28 protein-coding genes are annotated in these 26,598 nt (G+C 67.1%); 16 read left to right on the top strand and 12 right to left on the bottom strand.

Annotated features, from left to right (window positions below):
* Positions 1–96: 96 nt before the first annotated feature.
* Positions 97–477, top strand: a complete 381-nt coding sequence (locus AC07UK_RS38095; RefSeq protein ID WP_436220925.1) for an alginate export family protein — start codon at positions 97–99, stop codon at positions 475–477.
* Positions 478–494: 17 nt separating this feature from the next.
* Here AC07UK_RS38095 and AC07UK_RS38090 read toward each other — a convergent pair whose 3' ends face one another.
* Genes AC07UK_RS38090 through AC07UK_RS38080 form a run of 3 tightly spaced genes read right to left on the bottom strand, consistent with a single transcriptional unit; the run spans position 495 to position 2,832 of the window.
* Positions 495–974 (bottom strand): GNAT family N-acetyltransferase, encoded by a 480-nt coding sequence (locus AC07UK_RS38090; RefSeq protein WP_436223036.1) that lies wholly within the window; start codon positions 972–974, stop codon positions 495–497.
* 59 nt (positions 975–1,033) lie between these two features.
* A complete protein-coding gene (locus AC07UK_RS38085; RefSeq protein WP_436220926.1) occupies positions 1,034–2,365 on the bottom strand; it encodes a GAF domain-containing protein in 1,332 nt (443 codons plus the stop codon).
* A complete protein-coding gene (locus tag AC07UK_RS38080; protein ID WP_494688208.1) occupies positions 2,362–2,832 on the bottom strand; it encodes a hypothetical protein in 471 nt (156 codons plus the stop codon). The genes AC07UK_RS38085 and AC07UK_RS38080 overlap by 4 nt, the downstream gene beginning before the upstream one ends.
* A gap of 120 nt (positions 2,833–2,952) precedes the next feature.
* Between AC07UK_RS38080 and AC07UK_RS38075 the strand changes: the two genes are divergently transcribed.
* Genes AC07UK_RS38075 through fdxA form a run of 3 tightly spaced genes read left to right on the top strand, consistent with a single transcriptional unit; the run spans position 2,953 to position 5,238 of the window.
* Positions 2,953–4,476 (top strand): flavin-containing monooxygenase, encoded by a 1,524-nt coding sequence (locus tag AC07UK_RS38075; protein ID WP_436220927.1) that lies wholly within the window; start codon positions 2,953–2,955, stop codon positions 4,474–4,476.
* Between the two features lie 18 nt (positions 4,477–4,494).
* A complete protein-coding gene (locus AC07UK_RS38070) occupies positions 4,495–4,875 on the top strand; it encodes a hypothetical protein (RefSeq protein WP_494688209.1) in 381 nt (126 codons plus the stop codon).
* A 33-nt stretch (positions 4,876–4,908) separates the two neighbouring features.
* Complete coding sequence (fdxA, locus tag AC07UK_RS38065) at positions 4,909–5,238, top strand: ferredoxin FdxA (RefSeq protein WP_035822034.1); 330 nt, start codon at positions 4,909–4,911, stop codon at positions 5,236–5,238.
* Here fdxA and AC07UK_RS38060 read toward each other — a convergent pair.
* Positions 5,235–6,341: a substrate-binding domain-containing protein gene (locus AC07UK_RS38060; RefSeq protein ID WP_436220929.1), complete on the bottom strand. Its 1,107-nt coding sequence runs from the start codon at positions 6,339–6,341 to the stop codon at positions 5,235–5,237. The two genes, fdxA and AC07UK_RS38060, sit on opposite strands and share 4 nt — an antisense overlap.
* A gap of 149 nt (positions 6,342–6,490) precedes the next feature.
* On the opposite strand from AC07UK_RS38060, the gene AC07UK_RS38055 reads away from it, so the two are divergent.
* The 5 genes from AC07UK_RS38055 to AC07UK_RS38035 are packed head-to-tail and all read left to right on the top strand — an operon-like array spanning position 6,491 to position 12,595.
* A complete protein-coding gene (locus AC07UK_RS38055; RefSeq protein ID WP_436220930.1) occupies positions 6,491–7,018 on the top strand; it encodes a formate dehydrogenase subunit gamma in 528 nt (175 codons plus the stop codon).
* Positions 7,015–8,577: a formate dehydrogenase beta subunit gene (locus AC07UK_RS38050; RefSeq protein WP_436220931.1), complete on the top strand. Its 1,563-nt coding sequence runs from the start codon at positions 7,015–7,017 to the stop codon at positions 8,575–8,577. Before AC07UK_RS38055 ends, AC07UK_RS38050 begins: the two co-directional genes overlap by 4 nt.
* A 35-nt stretch (positions 8,578–8,612) precedes the next feature.
* Positions 8,613–11,492: a formate dehydrogenase subunit alpha gene (gene fdhF, locus AC07UK_RS38045; RefSeq protein ID WP_494688210.1), complete on the top strand. Its 2,880-nt coding sequence runs from the start codon at positions 8,613–8,615 to the stop codon at positions 11,490–11,492.
* Between the two features lie 15 nt (positions 11,493–11,507).
* Positions 11,508–12,374 (top strand): formate dehydrogenase accessory sulfurtransferase FdhD, encoded by an 867-nt coding sequence (fdhD, locus tag AC07UK_RS38040; RefSeq protein WP_436220933.1) that lies wholly within the window; start codon positions 11,508–11,510, stop codon positions 12,372–12,374.
* The gene (locus tag AC07UK_RS38035; RefSeq protein WP_010811246.1) at positions 12,371–12,595 is read left to right on the top strand and encodes a formate dehydrogenase subunit delta; all 225 of its coding nucleotides are present in this window, start codon (positions 12,371–12,373) and stop codon (positions 12,593–12,595) included. Before fdhD ends, AC07UK_RS38035 begins: the two co-directional genes overlap by 4 nt.
* A 43-nt stretch (positions 12,596–12,638) precedes the next feature.
* Here AC07UK_RS38035 and AC07UK_RS38030 read toward each other — a convergent pair whose 3' ends face one another.
* Positions 12,639–13,334 carry a transglycosylase domain-containing protein gene (locus AC07UK_RS38030; protein WP_114131256.1) on the bottom strand — a complete coding sequence of 232 codons (696 nt, stop codon included), beginning with the start codon at positions 13,332–13,334 and terminating at the stop codon, positions 12,639–12,641.
* Positions 13,335–13,671: 337 nt separating this feature from the next.
* On the opposite strand from AC07UK_RS38030, the gene AC07UK_RS38025 reads away from it, so the two are divergent.
* Complete coding sequence (locus tag AC07UK_RS38025) at positions 13,672–13,917, top strand: hypothetical protein (RefSeq protein ID WP_010811526.1); 246 nt, start codon at positions 13,672–13,674, stop codon at positions 13,915–13,917.
* A gap of 50 nt (positions 13,918–13,967) precedes the next feature.
* On the top strand, positions 13,968–14,789 hold the full coding sequence (locus tag AC07UK_RS38020) for a tyrosine-protein phosphatase (RefSeq protein WP_436220934.1): 822 nt from the start codon (positions 13,968–13,970) through the stop codon (positions 14,787–14,789).
* A gap of 1 nt (position 14,790) precedes the next feature.
* Here AC07UK_RS38020 and AC07UK_RS38015 read toward each other — a convergent pair whose 3' ends face one another.
* Positions 14,791–16,026 (bottom strand): acetate/propionate family kinase, encoded by a 1,236-nt coding sequence (locus AC07UK_RS38015; RefSeq protein ID WP_494688211.1) that lies wholly within the window; start codon positions 16,024–16,026, stop codon positions 14,791–14,793.
* A gap of 47 nt (positions 16,027–16,073) precedes the next feature.
* On the bottom strand, positions 16,074–17,036 hold the full coding sequence (locus tag AC07UK_RS38010; protein ID WP_436223037.1) for a phosphate acetyltransferase: 963 nt from the start codon (positions 17,034–17,036) through the stop codon (positions 16,074–16,076).
* A gap of 353 nt (positions 17,037–17,389) precedes the next feature.
* On the opposite strand from AC07UK_RS38010, the gene AC07UK_RS38005 reads away from it, so the two are divergent.
* The 5 genes from AC07UK_RS38005 (at position 17,390) to AC07UK_RS37985 (ending at position 22,729) form a co-directional block, all read left to right on the top strand.
* Positions 17,390–19,774 carry a DUF3141 domain-containing protein gene (locus tag AC07UK_RS38005; RefSeq protein WP_436220936.1) on the top strand — a complete coding sequence of 795 codons (2,385 nt, stop codon included), beginning with the start codon at positions 17,390–17,392 and terminating at the stop codon, positions 19,772–19,774.
* A 41-nt stretch (positions 19,775–19,815) separates the two neighbouring features.
* Entirely contained in the window at positions 19,816–20,595 is a 780-nt protein-coding gene (fabI, locus tag AC07UK_RS38000; RefSeq protein WP_436220937.1) for an enoyl-ACP reductase FabI, read from the top strand.
* 88 nt (positions 20,596–20,683) lie between these two features.
* Entirely contained in the window at positions 20,684–21,478 is a 795-nt protein-coding gene (locus tag AC07UK_RS37995) for a TOBE domain-containing protein (protein ID WP_436220938.1), read from the top strand.
* A 96-nt stretch (positions 21,479–21,574) separates the two neighbouring features.
* Positions 21,575–22,171, top strand: coding sequence for a LysE/ArgO family amino acid transporter (locus AC07UK_RS37990; RefSeq protein ID WP_436220939.1), 597 nt, complete (start codon positions 21,575–21,577; stop codon positions 22,169–22,171).
* 18 nt (positions 22,172–22,189) lie between these two features.
* Positions 22,190–22,729, top strand: a complete 540-nt coding sequence (locus AC07UK_RS37985; protein ID WP_494688212.1) for a class IV adenylate cyclase — start codon at positions 22,190–22,192, stop codon at positions 22,727–22,729.
* On the opposite strand, the gene AC07UK_RS37980 is transcribed toward AC07UK_RS37985, so the two are convergent.
* The 5 genes from AC07UK_RS37980 to AC07UK_RS37960 all read right to left on the bottom strand — a co-directional run bounded on the left by AC07UK_RS37980 (position 22,699) and on the right by AC07UK_RS37960 (position 26,354).
* Entirely contained in the window at positions 22,699–23,421 is a 723-nt protein-coding gene (locus AC07UK_RS37980; protein ID WP_436220941.1) for an ATP-binding cassette domain-containing protein, read from the bottom strand. The genes AC07UK_RS37985 and AC07UK_RS37980 overlap by 31 nt on opposite strands.
* Before the next feature lie 11 nt (positions 23,422–23,432).
* Positions 23,433–24,143, bottom strand: coding sequence for a molybdate ABC transporter permease subunit (gene modB / locus AC07UK_RS37975; protein ID WP_436220942.1), 711 nt, complete (start codon positions 24,141–24,143; stop codon positions 23,433–23,435).
* Between the two features lie 18 nt (positions 24,144–24,161).
* Positions 24,162–24,935 (bottom strand): molybdate ABC transporter substrate-binding protein, encoded by a 774-nt coding sequence (gene modA / locus AC07UK_RS37970; RefSeq protein WP_436220943.1) that lies wholly within the window; start codon positions 24,933–24,935, stop codon positions 24,162–24,164.
* A 211-nt stretch (positions 24,936–25,146) separates the two neighbouring features.
* On the bottom strand, positions 25,147–25,341 hold the full coding sequence (locus AC07UK_RS37965; RefSeq protein ID WP_013955718.1) for a DUF1059 domain-containing protein: 195 nt from the start codon (positions 25,339–25,341) through the stop codon (positions 25,147–25,149).
* Between the two features lie 71 nt (positions 25,342–25,412).
* Positions 25,413–26,354: a 2-hydroxyacid dehydrogenase gene (locus AC07UK_RS37960; RefSeq protein WP_494688213.1), complete on the bottom strand. Its 942-nt coding sequence runs from the start codon at positions 26,352–26,354 to the stop codon at positions 25,413–25,415.
* Positions 26,355–26,598 lie beyond the last annotated feature (244 nt).

Genomic DNA, 26,598 nt, shown 5'->3' with positions numbered 1-26,598 from the left:
GAAACCGGCCTCGGCGAAACAGGAAGTCAGCTTTGTTCCTGCTTGAGCAGGAATGAGCAAGTCTGACGGAACGGCTTCTGGGGCGTCTATGCGACGATGCCGGCGGCTTTCCTGCCGGCAACCTCCGCCGATCTCTACTACCTCGGTTTCGAGAATGACCGCGCGCTGTTCAGCGATGGCAGCGGCGCGGAGCGGCGGCATTCGCTCGGGGGCCGCCTGTTCGGCCGTCACGGCCGCTGGGACTGGGACTGGGAGGCGCTGTTCCAGTTCGGCAGCCTGGCCTCGCAACAGATCCGCGCATGGGGCTTCTCGACCGATACCGGGTACACCTTTGCGGCGTCGGCCTGGCATCCGCGCGCAGGCATCAAGGCGACCATGGGCAGCGGTGACCGCAATCCGCACGACGGCACCATCGGCACCTACAACGGCTTTATACGTTCTGATGCGGCGCATGAATGCATGCACCGCAATCCGTGATCTCCATCAGCCGCGGTTCAAAGCTGCTTGCGGTACACCACGAATCCGGACCTCTCAGCGACGGTGTCGTAAAGGCGCATGGCCGTGGTGTTCGTTTCGTGTGTCTGCCAGTACACCCTTGCCACGCCCAGTGCTTTGGCACGTGCATAGACCTGATCTATGAGTCGGCGCGCGACGCCTTTTCCCCTTGCTTCCTCGGCAGTGAAGAGGTCCTGCAAATAGCAGTTCGGACTGAGTTGAATGGTGCTTCGATGCAGCAGAAAATGCGCCAGCCCGATCAACTCGCCCGCTTGCTCTGCAACTAACGAGTACATCGGCTCGTACGCGTCGAAAAAGCGTGACCAGGTCGTGAGCGTGATTTCCGCCGGCAAGGCAGTGGCACCGTGCCGACCGTAGAATGCGTTATAGCCGTCCCAGAGGACTTTCCACGCAGGGAAGTCGTCCGGCTCGACGGCACGGATCTTCACCGGTTCAGCGGCTGGATCGATCGCTTGCATCATTTTCCTTTTCGGGAGTTCGACTGACTTGGCCCAATGCAGTGCGGTGATTTGCGACTTTACCCGTTAGTCGAAAGCACCGGTACGCCGTCGATGACCAGCCTGACCTGGCCACGGCCCGCATGGATCAGCCTGACCGGCAGATTTCGTTCATCCAGGCGCCGCCGCAGCAGCAGAAGGCGCGTTTCGAGATTGTCCTTGATTTCCGGCAGCCTCAGCGAGTCCGCCAGGCGGATCTCCCGATTGGTGAACTCGCTCCTGTCTTCTTCGATATAGGCGCGCAGCATGAAGGAGAGGAGGCGTCCCGCGACACCCTTGATGGCATAGGCATTGTCGATGAACACGCTGTCGTCGAAGCGGTGATGTGTCACCTGGACAACCCGGCTACCCGGCAGTTCCGGCGCGCGACAGGGCATCGCCGGCTGGCCATCGGGCGCAAGCGCTTCGCAAAGCGCCAGCGCGGTGGCGCACTGGTGCGCGATCATTTCCATTGCCGTTTCGTGTATCGCACTGAATGCAAGCCGCTGGCGGCTTTCCACGAACAGCACGCCACGCAAGGTCCCCTGCGCCATCAGCGGAACCGCCATCTGGCTCATCGCATCCGGCAGGGTGGGCAGCGCGATGGACCTGGTGCGGTTTTCATCGGCAGGGCTGGTGCCTTCTATGGCAGCGCCCAGCCGGCGGACCCGGCTCATGTCATTGATCCTGACGGGGTGCTCGCTGACGGCGGCAATGCCGATCAGGCCGTCGTCAAAGGCGATTTCCGCACCAGCGCCCGAGCGCTCGTAGCCCCTGCTGACCACCGTGGTCAGAAGGCGGCGCGTATTGTCGCCAAGTAATACGATCGCCTGGCTGAAGCCCAGGACCTCGCACGCGTCGAGCGCTGCGCATAGCACCCCTTCGGTATCGTGCTGCGCGCTGATCGCCTTCATTGCGCGACCGAGGGCGGCGAGGTCAGGCGCCGGCGACGGAGGGCCTGTACGGGCAAGCTCGACCGTGGATGTCACCGCGGCAATCGCGTTGACCCGGAAGATATCGATCGCCTTGAGGCGCATGATCCCGGCCATGCCTACCTGTGCACTGCTGGCTCGCAACTGGTTCGACACGCGCTCGAACAGCGGGCCCTCATCTCGCGACGAGGCCCAGGTGAGGTCGAGCGTGAACTGTCCGCCGTGGCGCGCACTGACCAGGAGCAGGGAAGCCTGGGGATTGGCGCGGATATTGGCGGCCGTCTTGGCAAAGAACTGGTTGGAGATCGCCACGTGAGTATCGTCCACCAGTACGACATGCGAGAGGTAGGAGATATTTGGCGTGCCGTCGGCCGCGGTCGTGGCGATGATCGAGGGGATTACGCCCTCGAAGCAGTCATCGAGATCGCGGAGCTGGATCATGCGACGTCCGTCCCGGCAGTGGTGCCGGCCCTGGGGCCGGGCGTCTGGACATAGGCCTCCCTGACGAGGACACGCGCAACCGTCAGTTCCCGTTCGGCCATCCACGGCATTACCAGTTCGGCCGGGAGGCCGAGACCACTGAACAGTTCAACCATCTCGGCCTGATAGCGGCGCGAGAGTTCCAGGTCTGGCTGTGCCGCGGCGCGGAGCTGGGCAGTGCCTTTCAATTGGTAGGACACATAATCCGTGGGCCGCGAAAAAGTGACCGCGGCCTGACCATTGGCGGAGAGGTTGGAAGCCGTTCCGGGCCATTGCCAGACGGACAAGACCAGTTCGACGTTTTCCTCATCGACGACACGCGCACCCACGGCCCGGCCGATCGACGGTCGGTTCACCGTGTATCGCGTGCCGACGATGATCATCACCGGGCTCGCGATAAAGCGCCTGATCTCCTCTGACAGCCGCATGGCGTGCCTCTTTCGTTATTTTTTAGGAAACTCGAGACCCTGCTTAGGAACCATTTAGCGACATTGTTTCCAGGCGCTGATTATAACTTCCGGACCTGCCACAAAAGGGGGAGCTCCGGCATGCACTATCCGAATGAGAAGACTGTCGCCATCATCGGCGCCGGGCCAGCGGGCCTGGTCTCGGCCCGCTGGCTCGCGCAACATGGTTTTGAGCCGATTGTGTTCGAGGCAAGCGAGAGGCTGGGCGGTCAATGGAACCCGGCCGCCGAGGCGAGCGCGACCTGGGCCGGGATGCGCACCAACACCAGCCGCGTCATGTCGGCCTTTTCCGATCTCGATCATGAATCGGACGTGGCGACTTATCCCCGACAGGATCAGATGCTGGCCTACCTGGAGCGCTATGCCGACAGGTTCGGTCTGGTGCGACGCATCCAGTTTGGAAAGCGTATCGAGCTTCTTGAGTCCGCGCCAGATGGCCGCTGGCGTATCCGTTCCCGGACCGGGGAAGGCATGGTGGAGGAGACGTTCAGCCACATCGTCGTGGCCACGGGAGCCCAGGCCCGTCCGCTTGTACCGGAGATACCCGGGGTGGAAAGCTTTACCGGCGCGCTTGGTATCGCGCATACATCGCAATATGAAGGGCCTGAGCGCTACCGGAATCATGCCGTGGTGGTGGCCGGCTGCTCGATCAGTGCGTTGGAAATTGCGTCCGACCTGGCCTATGGCGGAGCCCGTGTCACGTCGGCCTACCGTCGTCAGCGCTATATCGTTCCCAAGCTGATAGCGGGTGTGCCGGCCGAACACGTGTTGTTCAACCGCGCCGCGGCGCTGGCACTGGAAGCATTACCGCCCGAGGCGCTTGCGGAGGGGCTCAAGGCGGCGGTGCTGAAGGCGAGCGGCAGTCCGGACCAGTTTGGTGCGCCAGTGCCGGCCGGAAATATCTTCGCGGCCGGGGTGTCGCAGTCACAGGGTTTTCTCCCGGCAGTGGCCGAAGGGCGCATCATCGTCCGTCCCTGGATCGAGCGTATCGACGGGAGTACTGTGCTGTTCAGCGACGGTAGCCACGCGAGGCCCGATGCCATCCTCTTCGGTACCGGCTACGGCCTGTCATTGCCATGGCTGGATCCGGCCATCGCGAGGGCCCTGAACTTCGACGGGACGAGTCTCGATCTTTACGCGAACACTTTCCATCCAGACCTCAAGGGCCTGGCATTTGTCGGTCTCTGCAATCTCGTGGGCCCTTACCTGCCGGTGATGGAACTGCAGGCCCGCTGGATCGCCTACGTACTGGCTGGCCATGTTGCCATGCCATCCCGGGCCCGGATGGAGCAAGGTCTCGAAGCCTGTCGCGCAATGCGCGAACGTGGCCAGCAGCCGGTGTTGCACGAACTCGCGGTCTCCCTTGCTCGTCATGCGGGGGTGGAACCGGACCTGGAGCGCTGGCCTCACCTGGAGCGCGCGCTGCTGTTCGGCCCGCTGTCGCCCGTCTCGTTCCGGTTGCAAGGCACCGACCGTCTGGAGGATGCACCGGCGCGGACGCGAGCCGCGGCCGAGGCATTCGGGGCGATACGATCCTCGACGTTCACACCCGAGGAATTGCACCTCCGACGCCTGCTTGAGGAACACGCATCGGTCTCGCCCTGAAGCTTGCGCTGGGTTGCGATGGAGTCGGTCGGATGGAGCAGTATCCGTCGGAAAGTTTATCTGTGCCTGCTGGCTGCCGCCGGCATCAATGCCCTCGCCGCCAGGCGAACCCGCTGGCTGTGGCGGATCGCTGCGGGACTGCCGCTGGCCGGTGCGCTATGCGTGGTGATTGGATTGGGGGCGGCGGGCGATTCCGGTGGCGAAATGCCGATGATCTTCCGCCAGGGACTCTGGGTGGCACTTGCGGGCGCCGCGCTGGTCGTCGCCGGATGGCTGACTTCGATGGTGCGTGCCCTCATTGCTGGTCGGTTGGGGGCAGGCTTTAGCGTGCCTTCAGCGGATTTGAAGGAGTCGCACAATGGGGCGCGCCCCGCGCCCACGGGCGGGACGCTACGATGACGCGGTCATCACCTGCCGTACCGCAACTGCCCCATGACCTTTGTCGTGACGGATGCCTGCATCCAGTGCCGCCATACCGATTGCGTCGAAGTCTGCCCGATGTCGTGCTTCCACGAAGGGCCCAACTTCCTCGCCATCGACCCCGACCAGTGCATCGATTGTTCAATGTGCGTGCCGCTGTGCCCGGTCGGCGCGATCTACTCGGAGCATGACCTCCCCGAAGACCAGCGCCACTTCATTGCCCTCAATGCCGAACTGTCGCGGCGCGCGGACTGGCTGCCACTGTTGAAAGCCAAGGGACCAATCCCCGGCCACGCGCAGTGGGCCGACCATCCTGACCGCTTGTCGTTGCTCAAGCGCTAGCGCAAGCGCTGGGGCGTGGCGCCGTAGTCCGGGAAGGCTTCCTTCAGGGTGAGCACGGTGCCGGTCAGCGTGCCGTCGTAGCCTGGCAGTGCATTGACGCGCTGGCGGAAGGCCTCGCTGGTGAGCGCGTCCACCGCGCCGGCCAGTGCCGCGCTGCGCAGCTTGGCACGCTCGATCGCAAAGAAGTAGCGCTCCTTGATCACTGGCACGAACGCCAGCCCGAAGCGCCGCGCCGCGGTTTCCACGCCAAAGCCTACGTCGGCCATGCCGCTGCCGATATACGCGGCCACCGCGGCGTGGGTGAACTCGCCATTGCTGTAGCCCTCGATGCGGGCCGTGTCGATGCCGCGCGCGGCCAGCATCAGGTCCAGCAGCAGGCGCGTGCCCGAGCCCACCTGGCGGTTGACGAAGCGCACCTCGCGCCGGGTTAGGTCTTCCAACGTGTGGATGCCAAGCGGGTTGCCCGGCCGCACGAACAGCCCCTGGCTGCGCACCGCCAGGTGCACCAGGCAGTGGGTGTCCGGTTTGAGCCAGGTGGTGAAATGCCGCCACATGCCGTGCTCGAACTCGCCCACCGGCACATGGAAGCCGGCGATATCGCAGGCGCCTTCGGCCAGGGCCGCCACGGCCTCGACGCTGCCGCAGTACTTCAGGTCGTGCCGCACCTGCTGCTCGTCGAGGAAGTCGCGCAGCGCCGCCACAGCGAAGCCGTGGCTGGCATGCAGCCGCGCCGTGGCTTCGGGCTGGTCCATCAGCTTCTTCAACTCGATCTCCAGCTCGGACGCCAGGCTGTCCAGCGTCGGCGACAGCCGCGCGCCGATCCGCTTGCTGGCCCACACCAGCTGCTGCGCCAGCGGCGTCAGCGCGCTGCCGCGCCCGCGGGTCTTGTCGATCAGCGGGCCGCCGAACAGCGCCTCGGCATCGCGCAGGATGCCCCAGGCGTAGCGGTATGACAGCGATACCGCCTGTGCCGAGTGGCTGATGCTGCCGGACTCCTCGATATGACCGAGCAGGGCTACCAGCCGGGACACGTCCAGGGCTTCGCCACCGGGGCTGGCGTCGTCCCGGATCTGCAGGTGCGGGTGGATCGAGATACGGATCATATGTAGAAAATAGCTTATTGAAGGGGCGCTGTCACTCCAATATAGTCCTTTCAACGGGAAAAACGGCGACGCCAAAGCCCGTAAATAGGAAAAAAATAGCATATAAGAGGCCGCCCTGCCGCTCCGTGCGACGCCTCACAGGAGACGCTATGCCAGAAATTGCCCCCCACGCAGCGGCATCCGCCGATGCCACGCGCATTGCCGCCATCGTGGCGGCACGCCAGGACATGCCGGGCGCCTTGCTGCCGATCCTGCATGAGATCCAGGACACACAGGGTTATATTCCCGACGCCGCCGTGCCCGTGATTGCCCGCGCGCTGAACCTGTCGCGCGCTGAAGTGCATGGCGTGATCACCTTCTACCACCACTTCCGCCAGCAGCCGGCCGGCCGCCACGTGGTGCAGGTCTGCCGCGCCGAAGCCTGCCAGTCGGTGGGTGCCGAAGCGCTGGCCGAGCATGCGCAGCGCGCACTTGGCTGTGGCTTCCATGAAACCAGCGCGGACGGGCAGGTGACGCTGGAGCCGGTTTATTGCCTGGGCCAGTGCGCCTGCGGCCCGGCGGTGATGGTCGGTGAGCAACTGCACGGCTATGTCGACGCGAAGCGCTTCGACGCGCTGGTGCGCTCGCTGCGCGAGACTTCGAAAGAAACCCCGGAAGCGGCGGAGGCACAGGCATGATCACGGTCACCACCATCTTCGTGCCGCGCGACTCCACCGCGCTGGCGCTGGGCGCCGACGATGTGGCGCGCGCCATTGCGCGCGAAGCCGCCGCGCGCAACCAGCACGTGCGCATTGTCCGCAACGGCTCGCGCGGCATGTTCTGGCTGGAGCCGCTGGTCGAGGTGCAGACCGGAGCCGGCCGCGTGGCCTATGGCCCGGTCAGCGCCGCAGACGTGCCGGAATTGTTCGACGCTGGCCTGCTGCAAGGCGGCGAGCACGCGCTGTCGCAGGGCGTGACCGAAGAGATCCCCTTCCTGAAGCAGCAGGAGCGCCTGACCTTCGCCCGCGTCGGCATCACCGACCCGCTGTCGCTGGACGACTACCGCGCGCATGAGGGCTTTGCCGGCCTGGAGCGCGCGCTGGCGATGCAGCCCGCCGAGATCGTGCAGGAGGTCACCGACTCCGGCCTGCGCGGCCGCGGCGGCGCGGCGTTCCCGACCGGCATCAAGTGGAAGACCGTGCTGGGTGCGCAGTCCGCGGTCAAGTACATCGTCTGCAATGCGGACGAAGGCGACTCGGGCACGTTCTCCGACCGCATGGTCATGGAAGATGATCCGTTCATGCTGATCGAAGGCATGACCATCGCCGCCCTGGCGGTGGGTGCGGAGCAGGGCTACATCTACTGCCGTTCCGAATACCCGCACGCGATTGCGGTGCTGGAAAGCGCGATCGGCATCGCCAACGCCGCCGGCTGGCTCGGCGACGACATCGGCGGCAGCGGCAAGCGCTTCCACCTGGAAGTGCGCAAGGGCGCCGGCGCCTATGTCTGCGGCGAGGAAACCGCGCTGCTGGAAAGCCTGGAAGGACGGCGCGGCGTCGTGCGCGCCAAGCCGCCGCTGCCGGCGCTGCAGGGGCTGTTCGGCAAGCCCACGGTGATCAACAACGTGATCTCGCTGGCCACCGTGCCGGTGATCCTGGCGCGCGGCGCGCAGTACTACCGCGACTACGGCATGGGCCGTTCGCGCGGCACGCTGCCGTTCCAGCTGGCCGGCAACATCAAGCGCGGTGGACTGGTGGAGAAAGCATTCGGCGTCACGCTGCGCGAGCTGCTGGTCGACTACGGCGGCGGCACGCGCAGCGGCCGCGCCATCCGCGCGGTGCAGGTGGGCGGGCCGCTGGGCGCCTACCTGCCCGAGTCGCGCTTCGACGTGCCGCTGGACTATGAAGCATATGCCGCGTTCGGCGGCGTGGTCGGCCACGGCGGCATCGTGGTGTTCGATGAAACCGTCGACATGGCAAAGCAGGCCCGCTACGCGATGGAGTTCTGCGCGATCGAATCGTGCGGCAAGTGCACCCCGTGCCGGATCGGCTCGACCCGCGGCGTCGAAGTGATGGACCGCATCATCGCCGGCGAGCAGCCGGTCAAGCATGTCGCACTGGTGCGCGACCTGTGCGACACCATGCTTAACGGCTCGCTGTGCGCGATGGGCGGCATGACGCCGTACCCGGTGCTGTCCGCGCTGAATGAATTCCCCGAGGACTTCGGCCTCGCCTCCAACCCAGCCAAGGCCGCCTGAGCCAGGTCCAGCAGAGACACGGGAGACAAACCGCCATGAACGCCCACAACGAGATCGATTTCGGCACGCCCGCCAGCCCATCCACTGAACTGGTCACCCTGGAGGTCGATGGCGTCAGCGTCACCGTGCCCGCCGGCACCTCCGTGATGCGCGCCGCGATGGAAGCGCAGATCGCCGTCCCCAAGCTGTGCGCCACCGACAGCCTCGAAGCCTTCGGCTCGTGCCGGCTGTGCCTGGTCGAGATCGAAGGGCGCCGCGGCTATCCGGCATCGTGCACCACGCTGGTCGAAGCCGGCATGAAGGTCAAGACCCAGAGCGACAAGCTGGCCGACCTGCGCCGCGGCGTGATGGAGCTGTATATCTCCGACCACCCGCTCGATTGCCTGACCTGCCCGACCAACGGCAATTGTGAGCTGCAGGACATGGCCGGCGTGGTCGGCCTGCGTGAAGTGCGCTACAACGACGGCGGCCCGGAAGCCGCGCCGATCGCGACGCATACGCAGATGAAGAAGGACGAATCCAATCCTTACTTCACCTACGACCCCTCCAAGTGCATCGTCTGCAACCGCTGCGTGCGTGCCTGCGAGGAAACGCAGGGCACCTTCGCCCTGACCATCAGCGGCCGCGGCTTTGAATCGCGCGTGTCGCCCGGCACCAGCCAGTCGTTCATGGAATCGGACTGCGTCTCGTGCGGAGCCTGCGTGCAGGCCTGCCCGACCGCGACGCTGACCGAGACCTCGGTGATCAAGTTCGGCCAGCCCTCGCACAGCACCGTGACCACCTGTGCCTATTGCGGCGTGGGCTGTTCGTTCAAGGCCGAGATGAAGGGCAATGAAGTGGTGCGCATGGTGCCGTACAAGGACGGCAAGGCCAACGAAGGCCACGCCTGCGTCAAGGGACGCTTTGCCTGGGGCTACGCCACGCACAAGGACCGCATTCTCAAGCCGATGATCCGCGCCAAGATCACCGATCCGTGGCGCGAGGTGTCGTGGGAAGAGGCGATCGACTACGCCGCGTCGCAGTTCAAGCGCATCCAGGCCGAGCACGGCAAGGATTCGATCGGCGGCATCGTGTCGTCGCGCTGCACCAATGAAGAGGGCTACCTGGTCCAGAAGCTGGTGCGCGCCGCCTTCGGCAACAACAACGTCGACACCTGTGCGCGCGTGTGCCATTCGCCGACCGGCTACGGCCTGAAGCAGACCCTGGGCGAATCGGCCGGCACGCAGACCTTCAAGTCGGTGGAGAAGGCCGACGTGATCATGGTGATCGGCGCCAACCCGACCGACGGCCACCCGGTCTTTGCCTCGCGCATGAAGAAGCGCCTGCGCGCCGGTGCCAGGCTGATTGTGGTAGATCCGCGCCGCATCGACCTGGTCGACTCGCCGCATATCCGTGCCGACTATCACCTGCAGCTGCGCCCGGGCACCAACGTGGCACTGGTGACCTCGCTGGCCCACGTGATCGTCACCGAAGGCCTGCTCAATGAAGCCTTCATCGCAGAGCGCTGCGAGGACCGCGCCTTCCAGCAATGGCGCGATTTCGTCTCGTTGGCGGAGAACTCGCCCGAGGCCATGGAAAGCGTCACCGGCATTCCGGCGGAACAGCTGCGCGGCGCCGCGCGCCTGTACGCTACCGGCGGCAACGCAGCGATCTACTACGGCCTGGGCGTGACCGAGCATGCGCAAGGGTCCACCACCGTGATGGGCATTGCCAACCTGGCCATGGCCACCGGCAATATCGGCCGCGAAGGCGTGGGCGTGAACCCGCTGCGCGGGCAGAACAACGTGCAGGGCTCGTGCGATATCGGCTCGTTTCCGCATGAGCTACCGGGCTACCGCCACGTGTCGGACTCGACCACGCGCGGCCTGTTCGAAGCCGCATGGAATGTCGAGATCAGCCCCGAGCCGGGCCTGCGCATCCCCAATATGTTCGAAGCCGCGCTGGCCGGCAGCTTCAAGGGCCTGTACTGCCAGGGCGAGGACATCGTCCAGTCCGACCCGAATACGCAGCACGTGTCCGAGGCGCTGTCGTCGATGGAATGCATCGTGGTGCAGGACATCTTCCTCAACGAGACCGCCAAGTACGCGCACGTGTTCCTGCCGGGCTCGTCCTTCCTTGAAAAGGACGGCACCTTCACCAATGCCGAGCGCCGCATCTCGCGCGTGCGCAAGGTGATGCCGCCCAAGGCGCGCTATGCCGACTGGGAAGCGACCATTTTGCTGGCCAACGCGCTCGGCTATCCGATGGAGTACAAGCATCCGTCGGAGATCATGGACGAGATCGCGCGCCTGACGCCGACCTTCGCGGGCGTCAGCTACAAGCGCCTGGACCAGCTGGGCAGCATCCAGTGGCCGTGCAACGCCGACGCGCCGGAAGGCACGCCGACCATGCATATCGACGCCTTCGTGCGTGGCAAGGGCAAATTCATCATCACCAAGTACGTGCCCACCACCGAGAAGATCACGCGCGCCTTCCCGCTGATCCTGACCACTGGCCGCATCCTGTCGCAATACAACGTCGGCGCGCAGACGCGCCGCACCGACAACGTCTACTGGCACGCCGAGGACCGGCTGGAGATCCATCCGCACGATGCCGAAGAGCGCGGCATCAAGGATGGCGACTGGGTCGGGGTGCAAAGCCGGGCAGGGGACACCGTGCTGCGCGCGATTGTCAGCGAGCGCATGCAGCCGGGCGTGGTCTACACCACCTTCCACTTCCCGGAATCCGGGGCCAACGTGATCACCACCGACAACTCCGACTGGGCCACCAACTGCCCCGAATACAAGGTGACCGCGGTGCAGGTGCTGCCGGTGGCGCAGCCGTCGGCGTGGCAGCGGGAGTACCAGGAGTTCAACACCCAGCAGCTGCAACTGCTGGAAGCCGCGAGCGCCGACCCGGCGCAGGCCGCAGGCTGAGCGGAGGGCCACGCCATGATGCGCTGCATGCAGTCACCGGAAGTTGATCCGGCCGCGGCGGAAGACGCCGTGCCCGCCACCCACAGCACCTTCGCCGTCAGCCGCTGGCGCCGCGGCGAACTGATGCTGAGCCCCGATGAGGTGGCCGAGGAAGTGCCGGTCGCGCTGGTGTACAACGGCATCTCGCACGCCGTGATGCTGGCGACGCCGGCCGACCTGGAGGACTTTGCGCTCGGGTTCAGCCTGAGCGAAGGCATCGTTACCCGTGCCGCCGATGTCTATGACATTGAAATCGACACGCGCGAGGAAGGCATCGCGGTGCAGCTGGAGATCGCATCGGAAGCCTTCATGCGGCTCAAGGACCGCCGCCGCTCGCTGGCCGGGCGCACCGGCTGCGGGCTGTGCGGCACCGAATCGCTGGAGCAGGTGATGCGCCTGCCGGCACCGGTGCGCAGCGATGCCAGCTTCCATACCGACGTGATCCAGGCCGCCTTCGTGCAACTGCAACTGCGACAGGAGCTGCAGCAACACACGGGTGCGACGCACGCTGCCGCATGGCTGCGTGCCGATGGCCATGTATCACTGGTGCGTGAAGACGTGGGCCGCCACAACGCGCTGGACAAGCTGGCGGGTGCGCTCGCCAGCAGCGGCGAGGACATCTCCAGCGGCGCGGTGCTGGTGACCAGCCGCGCCAGCTATGAAATGGTGCTGAAGACCGCCGCCATCGGCGCCGGCGTGCTGGCAGCAGTGTCCGCACCGACGGCGCTGGCCGTGCGGCTTGCCGAACAAGCCAACATCACCCTGGCCGGCTTCGTGCGCGCCGGCGCGCACGTGGTCTATGCCCATCCCCAACGTCTGCAGCACGAAGCGAGCCTGGCATGAAGATCGACAACCTCATCACCATGGCCAACCAGATCGGCAGCTTCTTCGAGGCCATGCCGGATCGGGAAGAGGCCGTCTCGGATATTGCGGGGCACATCAAGCGGTTTTGGGAGCCGCGGATGCGCAAGGCCTTGCTGGGGCATGTGGATGCCGAGGCAGGGAGCGGGCTGCTGGATATCGTGCGCGAGGCGCTGGGGCGGCATCGGGCGATGCTGGAGTGAGGGAGGGTTGGGCTTGGTGCCCGGCGCCAAGCAGAAACACCACTCACCTCAACCTCAACGGCTCCAGCAACGCCCCGTCATACTCCCCCCGCGAGATCCGCCCAAGCTCCAGCATTCGCTGCAGGATATAAACCTGCCGCTGCCGCGCCCGCCTGGGATTCGCCACCGGATTGTTAGCCGAAGGCGCCTTGGGCAACCCGGCCAGCATCGCACACTCAGCCAGCGTCAACTGATCCAGCCGCTTGCCAAAGTAAGCCCGCGCCGCATCGGCAAAGCCGTACGCCCCCTGTCCCAGGTAGATCTTGTTCATATACAGCTCCAGGATCTCGTCCTTGGTCAGCGCCTTTTCAATCCGGTAGGACAGCAGCACCTCGTACAGCTTGCGGGTATAGGTCTTGTCCCGCGACAGGTAGAAATTGCGCGCCACCTGCATGGTGATGGTCGATGCCCCCTGCGACAACTCGTCCGACAGGTTGGCAACGCCGGCACGGACGACGCCGATGTAGTCGATGCCGTCATGCACGTAGAAGCGCTCATCCTCGATCGCCACCACGGCGTCGGTCAGCTCGCGCGGGATCTTGCCGATGGGCACGTAGTCGGGCGTATGGCGGAAGGCGGTAAGCGCGTCGAGCGACGGCAGCTGCCGGTTGGCGGCCAGGATGGCGATGGCGGCCAGCAGCGCGCCGCCGATCACGGCGAGCACCAGCAGCTTGATGAAGGCGGACCAGAGGCTTTTCATGGCACGTATTGTGCCAGCCGCGTGCGACAGGGCGCGAGCCCCGCCGCGGCTTCATGCTCGAGCGGCATCGCTGCTGGCGTGGCTGCCGCGGTCGACATGATACGAATTTTCCGACTGGCAGCCGGCCCTGTCGAGGGCAACTCCATGCTATTTCCGCCCGCCATGAGCAAGATCAAGTCCTCGCGTGATCAATGGATACCCGGGCCGCCGCAGGCGTCATACCAGTGAGAAGCTCGCCACATAAGGTCTGGCGGCGGTGTGTGTGCGCAAGCACGCCACCATGGCCCCGGCCGGGTGATGCATGAGTGGGAGTGATCTGAAATAATTGGAGCCAACCATGAAGGTTTTGGTACGTGGACTGAAAGCAGGGCTGGACGCTGCGGCGTTGCGCGAGGCGCTGGCGCGGTATGCGAAGATCCGTTCGGTGGAACTGGTGGAAGCGGGCGACCCGAAGCACCCGTGGGCGTGGGTCGACATCGATGCCAGTGCGCTGACGGTGTGGAAGCTGGTGGCGCGGCTGGACCGGCGCTATATCGCCGGCTGCCACCTGCGCTGGCATGTGCCGGCGTACCGCGCGCGCTGAAGCGCCGGCACGGCATCAGCCCGCATCGCAAGGACTATCGGGAAAGAACAATGATCAAGTGGCTTCAACGCGCAGGATGCCTGCCCGCCCATGCGGTCGTGCCGCAGGCTCCGGCCGCGGCCAGCGACCAGGGCCGGCATGACCTGGCCTTCGACACCATCAGCAATGCGCGCGATCTGGGCGGCCTGGCCGGTGCGGGCGGACGCCGCGTGCGCCAGGGGCGCCTGTACCGCAGCGGCAACCCCGCGCTGGCCAGCGCGGCGGACCTGGAGCGGCTGCAGATGCTCGGGCTCGACATGGTGGTGGATTTCCGCTCGCCCGGCGAGAAGTCACCTGAAGAGGCCGCCTTCGGCCAGCGCTTCCACTGGGTGGCGGCGCCGGTGCTGGAGGGCAGCATGGCGATGGACGTGCTGATGCCGCGCCTGCGCGCCAGCACGCCGGCACAGATGGATGCCTTCATGCTGGAGGTCTATGGCGACTTCCCGGTGCGCTACCGCGAGGCCTTCGCCGGCTTCATGCGCACCGCGCAGGGCGGCAAGACGCTGCTGTTCCACTGCACCGCCGGCAAGGACCGCACCGGCTTTGCCGCCCTGCTGTTGCTGGCGGCGCTGGGCGTGGCGCAGGACGATATCCTGGCCAACTACCTGGAGTCGAACCAGCGCAATGCGCAGTTCAACCAGACTGCGCTGGCGCGCATGGCCGGGCTTGGCGTGGCCCCCGCGGTGATGACGCCGCTGCTGGAAGTCCGCGCCAGTTACCTCGATGCTTCGATGCAGGCCATCGATGCAGGCTGGGGCAGCGTCGACAACTACCTGCGCGACGCGCTCGAGGTGGACGTCGCGCAACTGCGCGGGCACTACCTGGCAGGCTGACTCAGAGCTGCCCGCATTCGCGCAGGATGCGGGCGGTGTTCAGCGCAATCATCCCTTCTTCATCGGTCGGCAGCACCAGCACCGGCACGCGGCTGTCGTCGCGGCTGATGCGTTGGCTGTTCTCGCCGTTGGCGCCGCCTTCGAGCGCGATGCCGAACAGGCCCGCCAGGTGTTCGCAGATGCGGGCGCGCACCGGCGGCGAGTTGGCGCCGATGCCCGCAGTGAACACCAGCGCGTCAAGGCCGCCCAGCGTGGTGGCGAGTTTGCCGATCTCCTGCGCGGCGCGGTAGGTGTAGAAGTCCAACGCCAGCCGCGCGCGCGGCGCATCGCTGGCCAGCAGCGCGCGCATGTCGCTGCTCACGCCTGACAGTCCCTTCAGCCCGGATTCCTGGTACAGCATCGCCTGGATCTCGGCCGGCTTCATGCCCTGCTGCGCCAGCCACAGCAGCGCGCCGGGATCGACCGAGCCGCAGCGCGTGCCCATGGGCAGGCCGTCAAGCGCGGTCAGGCCCATGGTGCTTTCCACGCTGCGGCCGTTGCGCATGGCGCACAGGCTGGCGCCGTTGCCCAGGTGCGCCACGATCACGCGGCCCTCGGCCAGGTCGGGCGCGACCTGGCGCAGCCGGCGCGCGATGTACTCGTACGACAGCCCATGGAAGCCATAGCGCCGGATGCCGCGTTCGTAGTACGCGTAGGGCAGCGCCATCAGTTGCGCCAGCACGTCGTGGCTGGCATGGAAGGCGGTGTCGAAGCAGGCCACCTGCAGCAGGTCCGGCACGGCCTCGCGCACCGCGCGGATGGCAGTCAGGTTGTGCGGCTGGTGCAGCGGCGCCAGCGGCACCAGCGCTTCCAGCTTTGCGATCACTTCGTCGTCGATGCGCACGGCCTGCGCAAAGTCGGCGCCGCCATGCACCACGCGATGGCCGATCGCCACCGGCGGGTTGTCGCGCAGGCCCACGCTCAGCACCAGGCGCACCAGGCGGAAGGCGGCGTCGTGGTCAGCCACCTCGGCCTGCGGGAAGGTCTCGTCGGCGACCACGCGCCCGTCGGCCATGCGCGCGGTCAGGCGCGGCGCCACGCCGATGCCCTCGATCTGGCCGTGCGCGCTCAGCACCGGGTTGATGTCGGCATTGCCATGCGCGGCGTCGGGCACGGCGTAGACCGAGACCTTGACGCTGGACGAGCCGGCGTTGACAACGAGGATGACGGGATGCACGGCAGGATGGATGGCGGTCACGCTGGACGGACTCCCAAGTGGTTGCGCAAGGGCTGCACGGGCACGGCTCAGACCTGCGCCGCGGCTGCGGCGTTGCGGCGTGCGTGCGCCAGCAGCACGGCAATGGCGCAGCTGCCGATGCGCGCGCGCACGCTGTCGGCCCGGCTGGTGAGGATGATGGGCACGCGCGCGCCCAGCACGATGCCGGCGGCTTCGGCGCCGGCCAGGAAGGTCAGCTGCTTGGCCAGCATATTGCCGGCTTCCAGGTCCGGCACCAGCAGGATGTCGGGGTCGCCGGCCACGTCCGAGTCGATGCCCTTGGTGATGGCGGCTTCGCGGCTGATGGCGTTGTCGAAGGCGAGCGGGCCGTCCAGCATGCCGCCGGTGATCTGGCCGCGCCGTGCCATGGTGCATAGTGCCGCGGCGTCGATGGTGGAGGGGATCTTGTCGGTGACGGTTTCCACTGCCGACAGGATCGCCACCTTGGGCTGCTCGATGCCCAGCATGCGCACCAGGTCGATGGCATTGCGGCAGATATCTGCCTTCTCGTTGAGCGTGGGGAAGATGTTGACCGCGGCATCGGTGATGAACAGCGGCTTGTGGTAGCGCGGCACGCTCATGGCGAATACATGCGAAAGGCGCCGCCCGGTGCGCAGGCCACTGGCCGAGGCGGTGACCGCATGCAGCAACTCGTCGGTGTGCAGGCTGCCCTTCATCAGCAGCTCGGCGTCGCCGGCGCGCACGGCTTCGACCGCGCGCTCGGCCGAGGCATGGCTGTGCGCGGTGTCGATGATCCGGGCGTCGCCCAGCGCAAGTCCATGTTCGGCGGCAACCTGCCGGATGCGCGCGGCGGGCCCGACCAGGATCGGTACGATCAGGCCCAGCTCCGCGGCCTCGAGCGCGCCGCTCAGCGATGAGACATCGCATGGGTGCGCCACCGCGGTGGGGATGGGCGGCAGCCCGGCGCAGCGCGCGAGCAGCGCGGCGTACTTGTCCGGCGCCTCGGCGGCGGGCGCGGCAAGTCCGGACATGGCAGACGTGGCAGTCGAGGCAGCGGTCATGGCGATGTTCCGAGAGCGGATGCTGGGCAAGGATACTGGTCCGGCACGGTGGCGTCGAGGAATGGCCGTCGGCCTTGCGCCGGGCGCTTGCGCACCGCCTTGCTGCAGTGCGCAAGCGCACTGCGCCAGTATAGGCGACGAATTTGTCGGGTTGATGACCGATGGATGCCGCGCGCCGCGAGGCTTTGGGGGGCGCGGTCAGCGGGTTGCACGGCATCGCCGCGGCTGCTAGGCTTGTTTTAGTTGCAATGCAACAAGCGTCACTCCGGTGGCGCTGACAGCGCGCCAGCGCCCGGCAGCGGCGCCAATCAGGGGAAAGTGGAATGACCGCACGCATACCCGCCAGGCCGCCGCAAGGCGGTTCCGGCCCATCACCCTCCACCACGCAGGCCCCAGAAGCAGCCAATCCGTTCGCGGCGCTCGGCCAGCCGGCGCTGGAATACTTCACCGACGCCTGGCAGCGCACCGTGCTGCTGTTCGACATCCTGCGCGAGCGCGGCAACGAGACCGCCGAGCATGAGCGCGAGGGCATGCCGCCTGTGCTCGTGTTCGAGCAGGAACTGCTGGCCGACGGCCGCGAACTGCCCGAACCCGTCAACTACGCGCTGCTGCGCATCGTGCCGCCGGCCAACAGCCCGACCGACCCTGCCAAGCGCCCCTTCGTGGTGATTGACCCGCGCGCGGGCCACGGCCCCGGCATCGGTGGCTTCAAGGCCGACAGCGAGATCGGCATCGCGCTGCGCACCGGGCATCCGTGCTATTTCGTCACCTTCTTCCAGGAGCCCTGCCCGGGGCAGACGATTGAATCGGTGGCGCGCGCCGAGGCCGACTTCCTCAAGATCGTCGGCGAGCGGCACCCGGACGCACCCGGCAAGCCCTTCGTCATCGGCAACTGCCAGGCCGGCTGGGCACTGATGATCCTGGCCGCGGTCGCGCCCGAGCGCACCGGGCCATTGCTGGTGGCCGGCGCACCGCTGGCGTACTGGTCGGGCGTGCGCGGGCGCAACCCGATGCGCTACAGCGGCGGGCTGCTGGGCGGCTCGTTTCTGGCCTCGCTGACCGCCGACATGGGCAATGGCCGCTTCGACGGTGCCTGGCTGGTGCAGAACTTCGAGCAGCTCAATCCGGCCAACACGCTGTGGAAGAAGCTCTATGACGTCTACGCCAAGGCGGACACGGAAGGCCCGCGCTTCCTGGAGTTCGAGCGCTGGTGGGGCGGCCACTTCCTGATGAACCGCGCGGAGATCGACTGGATCGTGCAGAACCTGTTCGTCGGCAACCGGCTGACCGCGGGCGAGGTGCGCAGCAGCGACGGCAAGACCGTGGTGGACCTGCGCAACATCCGTTCGCCGGTGGTCGTTTTCGCGTCCTGGGGGGACAACATCACGCCGCCGCAGCAGGCGCTGAACTGGATCCCGGATCTGTACCCCACCGATGAGGAACTGGTCGCCAACGACCAGGTGATCGTCTACTGCCTGCACGAGACCGTGGGACACCTGGGCATCTTTGTTTCCGCCGGCGTCGCCAACCGCGAACACAGCGAACTGTTCTGCGCGCTGGACCTGATCGATGTGCTGCCGCCGGGCCTGTACGAGGCCAAGATCGAGGACGTGGCGCCTGACCTGCCGCACCGGGACCTGATCGAAGGGCGCTACCTGGTGCGCTTCGAGCGCCGCAGCGTCAACGACATCCTGGCGCTGGACGACGGCCGCGAGGACGAACGCCCGTTCGAGGTGGTGCGGCGCGTGGCCGAGATCAACCAGCACATGTACGACACCTTCGTCTCGCCATGGGTGCGCGCGATGTCCAATGAACTGGGCGCGCAGTGGATGCGCACGCTGCACCCGGCGCGGCTGGAGCGCTCGCTGGCGACCGACATGAATCCGTGGATGGCGTGGATCGGCGCGATGGCGCCGATGGTGCGCGCGCATCGCGCGCCGGTGGCGCCGGACAACCCGTTCCTGACCATGGAGAAGGCCGCGTCGGCGCAGATCGTCAGCGCGCTCGACCAGTATCGCGATGTACGCGACGCGTGGTACGAGCGGACCTTCGAGGCAATCTACGGCTCGCCGGCGATGGCGGCGCTGGTGGGCATGAGCGGGCAGGCGCCTCCGGCCAACGTGGAGTCGCCTGTCACCGTGGCGTTGCGCAAGGAGCTGGCGCAGCGGCGCCTGCACGATGCCGAGGCGGCGATCGGGCAGGGCGGCACGCTGGAGGCGTTTGTGCGCGTGCTGGCCTACGTGGCCGATCGCCCCAGCGCCATCGAGGAGCGGCCGTTCAACCTGCTGCGCCGCATTGCGCGCGAACAGCAGCAAGCCACCGAGCAATCCGGCGGCCAGGCCGACCTGGCCGCCTTCAAGACCGCAGTGCGCCAGCAGAGCTTTATCGTCAGGCTGGATCCGCAGCGCGCGATCTGGGCGCTGCCGGCCCTGGTGCCGGACCGCGAGACCCGCCGCAAGCTGATGGTGGCGGCGCATCGCGTGATGACGGTCGGCGGCCCGCTGGCAGGCGAGCGGCTGGGGCGCTATCGCGAAGTCGCCGAAGTAATGGGCACGGGTCATCCGCCCGAGGCTGCCGACGCAGTTGCGCCGGTGGATGCGGCCGATACCGTGTCTGCCCTCAGTCATGCCGGGAACGGCAAGCCGCAGGCCGCGCGCGCCCCCGCCAAGCGTAAGGCCGCGCCGCGCGCCACGCGGCCGCGCAGCTGAGGCTTGCGCACCGCATCGGGTTTGGTCCAACAGGAGCCGCCATGGTCAACGTATCCAATCCGCCGCTTGCCGGCGCCCGTGTTCTGGTGGCCGGCGTGGCCAATGCCGATTCGATTGCGTGGGGCTGTGCCAAGGCGTTCCATGAACTGGGCGCGCAGGTCGCCATGACCTACCTGAACGACAAGGCCTACCCGCACGTGGCGCCGCTGGCCGAAGCCATTCAGGCGCCCATCCTGATGCCGCTGGACGTGGAAGACGCGCAGCAGATGACGGCGCTGTTTGCGCGTATCGAGAGCGTGTGGGGCGGTCTCGATTCGATGGTCCATTCGATTGCGTTCGCGCCCAAGGCCGACCTGCAGGGCGGCCTGCTCAATTCGTCGGCACAGGGGTTTGCGCGCGCCATGGACGTCTCATGCCACTCCTTCGTGCGCATGGCGCGCCTGGCCGCGCCGCTGATGCCGCAGGGCGGCACGCTTTTCGCGATGAGCTATGAGGGCGCCAACCGCGTCGTGCCCAACTATGACCTGATGGGCCCGGTCAAGGCGGCGCTGGAAGCCAGCTGCCGCTACCTGGCGCACGAGCTGGGGGCTCTGGGTATCCGCGTCCACGCGATCTCGCCCGGGCCGCTGAAGACGCGCGCGGCCTCGGGCCTGAAGGACTTCGACCTGATGCTGGCCGACGCCGCCGGGCGCGCGCCGCTGGGCGAGGTGGTCGACATCATGGACGTGGGCTTTGCCACTGCCTACCTGGCCACGCCGTATGCGCGGCGCATCTCGGGCAACACAGTCTATGTGGATGGTGGCGTGCACATCATGGCCTAGTGTCCTGCGCTGGACCGATCCGCAATTCGGATTACCATAGCCGCGTCTCGGACTCCATTGCGGTGCCGGCCACCGGCACCGGACATCCATGCTTGAACTCCAGGGAGCCATCTGGTTCCGCTCCGGCTCGCAAGACTGGGGCGGCAAGGACCGCATCGCGCTGCTCGCCGCCATCGGCGAACACGGCTCGATTACCGCGGCCGCGCGCGCGGTCGGCATCAGCTACAAGGCCGCGTGGGACGCCATCGATGCCATGAACAACAGCGCGGGCGAGCCGCTGGTGGTGCGCGCCGCCGGTGGCAAGGGCGGCGGCGGCACACACCTGACCGCGCGCGGCGAGCAACTGATCCGCACCTATCGTGCGCTGGAAGACGAACACCAGCGCTTTGTCGCGCAGCTGTCGCGCCTGGGCGAGGGGGCGGCCGACGATATCCACCTGATGAGGCGAATGATGATCAAGACCAGTGCACGCAACAAGCTGTTCGGGCGCGTGGCCAGCGTGCGCGGCGGCGCGGTCAATGACGAGGTCGTGCTGGCACTGCCCGGCGGGCAGCAGATCGTGGCCACCATCACGCATGAAAGCGTCGAAACGCTGGCGCTGGCCGAAGGGGCCGAAGCGTTTGCCCTGATCAAGGCATCGTCGGTGCTGGTGGGGTTGCCTGATCCGGGGATGCGGCTGTCGGCGCGCAACCAGTTGCCGGGGGTGGTGTCGCGCGTGATGCCTGGCGCGGTGAACGCCGAAGTGGTGATCGAACTCGACGGCGGCGGTACGGTTGCGGCGATCGTGACCAATGGGAGTGTGGAAGCGCTGGGGCTGGAAGTGGGAGTGGCTGCGGTGGCGGTGTTCAAGGCGTCAAGCGTGATCCTGGGCGTAGTGGCGTGAGGTAGTCCTGCGGCAGGAATGGGAAGATGGGCGGGCATGGCGGCTGCCCCCGGCGTGCAATAATAGCCACCCAAAAAAGCAGCCGTTCCACAACCAATGCACGCCGCTCTCGCCGGCTTCTCCCTCGGTCTTTCCCTGATTCTTGCCATCGGTTCCCAGAATGCCTTCGTACTGCGACAAGGGTTGCGGCGCGAGCATGTGTTCTGGGTCTGCCTGGTGTGCGCGCTTTCCGATGCGCTGCTGATCCTGCTGGGTGTTTCCGGCTTTGCCGTGATGATCCGCGAGCTGCCCTGGCTGGGTGCGGCGATGCGCTATGGCGGCGCGGCTTTCCTGATCTGGTATGGCGCGCGCAGCTTCCTGGCCGCGTGGCGCTCGAATGCGGTGCTGGATCCCAGCGATGCCGCGCCGCGGCCGCTTGGGGCCACGCTGGCGGTATGCCTGGCTTTTACCTGGCTCAATCCGCATGTGTATCTCGATACGGTGATGCTGATCGGTTCGGTGTCGACGCAGTTCGCAGGGAACGCGCGCGAGTTTGCCGCGGGTGCCATGACCGCGTCGTTCCTGTTCTTCTTTTCGCTGGGCTATGGCGCGGCGCTGCTGCGCCCGGTGTTTGCGCGCCCGCGCGCATGGCAGGTGCTGGAAGTGGTGATCGGTATCACCATGTGGGTGATTGCCGCGCGGCTGCTGGGCTGATTGCAAGGAGACAGACACATGCCAAGAAACGTCGAGATCAAGGCCCGCATTGACAGTATCGAAGCCTTGCTGCCGCATGCGGCAGCACTGGCCGACAGCGGTCCCGAATACATTCGCCAGGACGATACCTTTTTTCCCTGCGCCAACGGCCGGCTCAAGCTGCGCGAGTTCACCCCCGACCGCGGCGAGCTGATCTTCTATGCGCGTGCCGACGAGGCGGGGCCGAAGGAGAGCTTCTACATCCTGTCGCCGACGCAATCGCCGGATACCTTGCGCGCGGCGCTGGCCGCCGCGCATGGCGAAGGCGGGCGGGTGCGCAAGCTGCGCACGTTGTACCTGGCCGGCCGCACGCGCGTGCACCTGGACCGGGTCGAGGTGCTGGGCGATTTCCTGGAGCTGGAAGTGGTGCTGGCCGAAGACGAGCGCCTGGAGGACGGCGTGGCCGAAGCCCACGCATTGCTGGCGCGGCTGGGCATCCCCGCGTCGAACCTGATTGAAGGCGCCTACGTCGACCTGCTGCGCTCGGCTCAGGCCACGCGCGCCGACACCGGCGCGTAGACCGGCGGATGGTGGCGGCTGGTGCCGCTGCCGAAGATGCGGCCCTCGCGGATTTCCAGCACGTGGTCGCCCAGTGCCTCGACATCGGCGGGATCGTGCGAGATCACCAGCATCGGCACATCCAGGCTGGACTGCAGCGTGCGCAACTCCGCGCGCATGCGCGCGCGCAGCGCGGGGTCCAGCGCGGAGAAGGGTTCGTCCAGCAAGACGATGTCGGGCTGCGCCACCAGCGCGCGCGCCAGTGCCACGCGCTGCTTCTGGCCACCGGAGATCTCCGCCGGGTAGTTGCCGACGATGTCGGCCAGGCCGAAGGCGTCGATCCAGCGCTGCGCTTCCGGACGCACGGCGCCGCGGCGCGGGTTGCGCCAGCCGCGAGACAAGCCGAAGCCGATGTTCTGGCCCACGTTCAGGTGCGGGAACAGCGCGTATTCCTGGAACAGGTAGGCCACGCGGCGCTCTTGCGGGCGCACGTCGATACCGGCGTCGGCATCGAACAGCGTGCGGCCGTTCAGCACGATGCGTCCGCTGTCTGGCGCCAGCAGGCCGGCGATGGCGCGCAGGGTCAGGCTCTTGCCGGCGCCCGAGGGCCCGAACAGCGCTATGCGCCGGCTGGCCGAATCGAAATCGATATCCAGTGCAAAGTGGCGGTCGGCCGAGACCATCTGCTTGCGGATGCTGACGTGCATGCTCATGGCGACTCGGCTTAGCGGATACGCGGGCGCAGGCGCCGGCGTTCATAGAGTTCAGCGGGATTGCGCGTGGCGGCCGGCACCAGGCGCCCGGCGACCACCAGCAGCAGCACGCAGGTGACGGAGGTCACCAATACCAGCAGGTTGGCGGTGTTGTCGTCGCCGGCCTGTACCGCCTCATAGATGGCGACTGACAGCGTCTGCGTGCGCCCTGGCAGGTTGCCGGCGATCATCAGCGTGGCGCCGAACTCGCCCAGTGCGCGGGCAAAGGCCAGCAGCACGCCGGCGATGATGCCGCGCGCGGCCAGCGGCAGCGTGACGCGGAAGAAGATGCCGGCTTCAGGCACGCCCAGCACGCGGGCGGCGTTTTCCAGCTGATGATCCACGCCTTCAAAGGCGGCGCGCGCGGACTTGAGCACCAGCGGGAAGGCGACGATGGTGGAGGCCAGCACCGCGCCCTGCCAGGTAAAGACCAGTTCGATGCCCAGGCGCGCCAGCCACTCGCCGAATACGCCACGGCGTCCCACCAGCACCAGCAGGTAGTAGCCCAGCACCGTGGGCGGCAGTACCAGCGGCAGTGTCAGCACCGCATCGACCACGTCGCGCAGGGGCGAGCGCCAGCGCGCCAGCGCCCAGGCCGCGCCGACGCCGAGCACGGCATTTACCGCGGTGGCCCAGCCGGCCACCTTCAGCGACAGCAGCAGCGGTACCCAGACGGCGTCCATGGTGCGCGCAACGCTCCGTCAGGGCTTCTGGAAGCCGAAACGCGACAGGATGGCCTGGCCTTCCGGCGAGGCGACGTAGTCGACGAACTGCGCCGCTTCCTTCTGCTGGCGCGTCAGGCTGGTGATGGCGATGGGGTAGGTCACCGGCGTGCGGCTTGGCACGCGCACGGCCACCTTGACCTTGTCCGGCATCACCGCGGCATCGGTGGTAAAGACGAAGCCGGCCTCGACCTCGCCGCGCGCGACGTAGTCCAGGCTCTGGCGCACGTTCTGCGCCGGCACGCCCTTGGCGGCCACGGCGTCCCACAGCCCGGCCGCTTCCAGCGCGCCGCGGGTGTAGCGGCCAACCGGCACCGAGGCCGGGTTGCCGTAGGCGATGCGCTTCACTTCCGGGCGCGTCAGGTCCCGCAGCGAGGCGATGGCCAGCTTGCTGTCCGCAGGCACGATCAGCACCACCTGGTTGGCGGCGAAGTTGCGGCGCGAGGCCGGCGCGATCACCTTCTCGGCCTCGGCCTTGTTCATCGCCTCCTGGTCGGCCGAGGCGAACACGTCGGCCGGCGCGCCCTTGATGATCTGCTGCATCAGCACGTCGGACGCGCCGAAGTTCAGCACCACGTGCGTGCCGGGATGGGCGCGCTCGAACGACTCGGCCAGCGACTTGAAGGCGTTGGTCAGGCTGGATGCCGCGGACACCACCAGGTCGGCGGCAAAGGCGGGCGGCGCGGCCAGCGCCAGCGTGGCGACGGAGGCGGCCAGCAGGAACCCGCGGCGGCAGGAACGGAGGGCAGACATCGGAATCCTCGGGAATCGGCCGGCCGGCGTGTGCGGCAAGGCCTGTGCGGGTGGACTGTCAGGCGCAATATACGTCTGTATATAGCGCTGCGTCAATGATGCGCCATGACGGCCGTCATGGGTATTCGAAGTGGCTTAAGTGCTGTATCAGGGACTGCGAATGAGCCCCAGGGCTGGGGGCCGGCGCCCCCGGGCGCCAGCCGTGCCGGTTTCACGCCGGCGGCATGCCTTCCTTGAACAATGACTTCAACTGGGTACGCAGCTCAGGCGTGTCCTGATGCTGGTGCACCGCTACCGCGTGCTGGACCGCGGCTTCGAGCAGTTCGTCTTCACTGTCGGCGCTCATTGCCACCGTGCAGTGGGTGTCGCTCGGGAACTCGCGGCAATCGATAAACTTGCGTGCCATGTTGCCTCCTGACGCCGGCCCGCAGAGTGGGCTGGAGCCGGTGCATCCAGTATAGGCACGCGGGTAGCCTTCTACAGCACTGGCGTCAGCACCCTGCCGTCAGCCAGGAACGCATCCAGGTTCTGCAGCGTCAGCGCGGTCATCGCGGCGCGCGTTTCATGCGTGCCGCTGGCCATGTGCGGCGCCAGCACGACATTGTCCAGCGCCAGCAGCGCGGGCGGCACGTTGGGCTCGTCCTGGAACACATCCAGGCCGGCGCCGCCCAGGCGCCCGTCAACCAGCGCCGCGACCATTGCCGCCTCGTCGATCACGCTGCCGCGCGACACATTGACCAGGATGCCCCTGGGCCCGAGGGCGTCGATGACCTCGCGCGACACCAGCCCGGCCGTCGACGGCCCGCCGACGGTGGCCACCACCAGGAAGTCGGCCCACGTCGCCAGCGCCTTCAGGTCAGGCTCGAAGCGCCACGGCGCGCCCTCGCGCAGGCGGCGGTTGTTGTACGCGATCTCCATGTCGAAGCCCTGCGCGCGCCGCGCCACGATCTCGCCGATGCGGCCCAGCCCCAGGATGCCAAGCTTCTTGCCCGACACGCGCGTGGTCAGCGGGAAGCCGCCCTGCGGCCAGCGCCCGGCGCGCACGAAGCGGTCGCCGTGGGCGATGCCGCGCGCCGCATCCAGCAGCAGCCCGAAGGCCAGGTCGGCAACGCAGTCGTTGAGCACGTCGGGCGTGTTGCTGACCTGGATGCCGCGCGCGCGGGCCGCATCCAGCGCGATCGCGTCATAGCCGACGCCGAAGCTGACGATGGCTTCCAGGCGCGGCAGCGCATCGATCAGCGCCACGCTGCAGCCGTGGCGCGCCGAGGTCACCACCACGCGCACCTGCTGGCCCTCGCCGCGCGCCCACGCGATCGGATCGGCCTGCTGCCACAGCGCGGCGGCGCCGTATTGTTGCTGCAGGGTGGCGTTGGTCTGCGGCGCGAGCGGGCCGACCTGGAGGATCTGGGGAGCAGGCATGGGATGCGGGATGCAAGGAGGGGACGGGCAATGGTAGCGCAAGGGCCCCCCATGCGCAGGAAGCAGGCAAATCGTGCGCGCGCAAGATGTTCGTGCAGGCCGGTGGTATCGCGCCCGCGGGCGGCGGGTTATGCTGCGATCCTGATCCCTGTTGCCCTACTTCACGTGCCGTCAACTACCCCGGCCTAAAGGCCGGAGCTTGAAAGGCAACTGACAAGCTCGGGTTGACCAGGCAAAGCGGTAA

Source organism: Cupriavidus sp. GW821-FHT07C08 (assembly GCF_059419025.1).
This window is presented reverse-complemented; position numbering and strand designations above follow the sequence as displayed.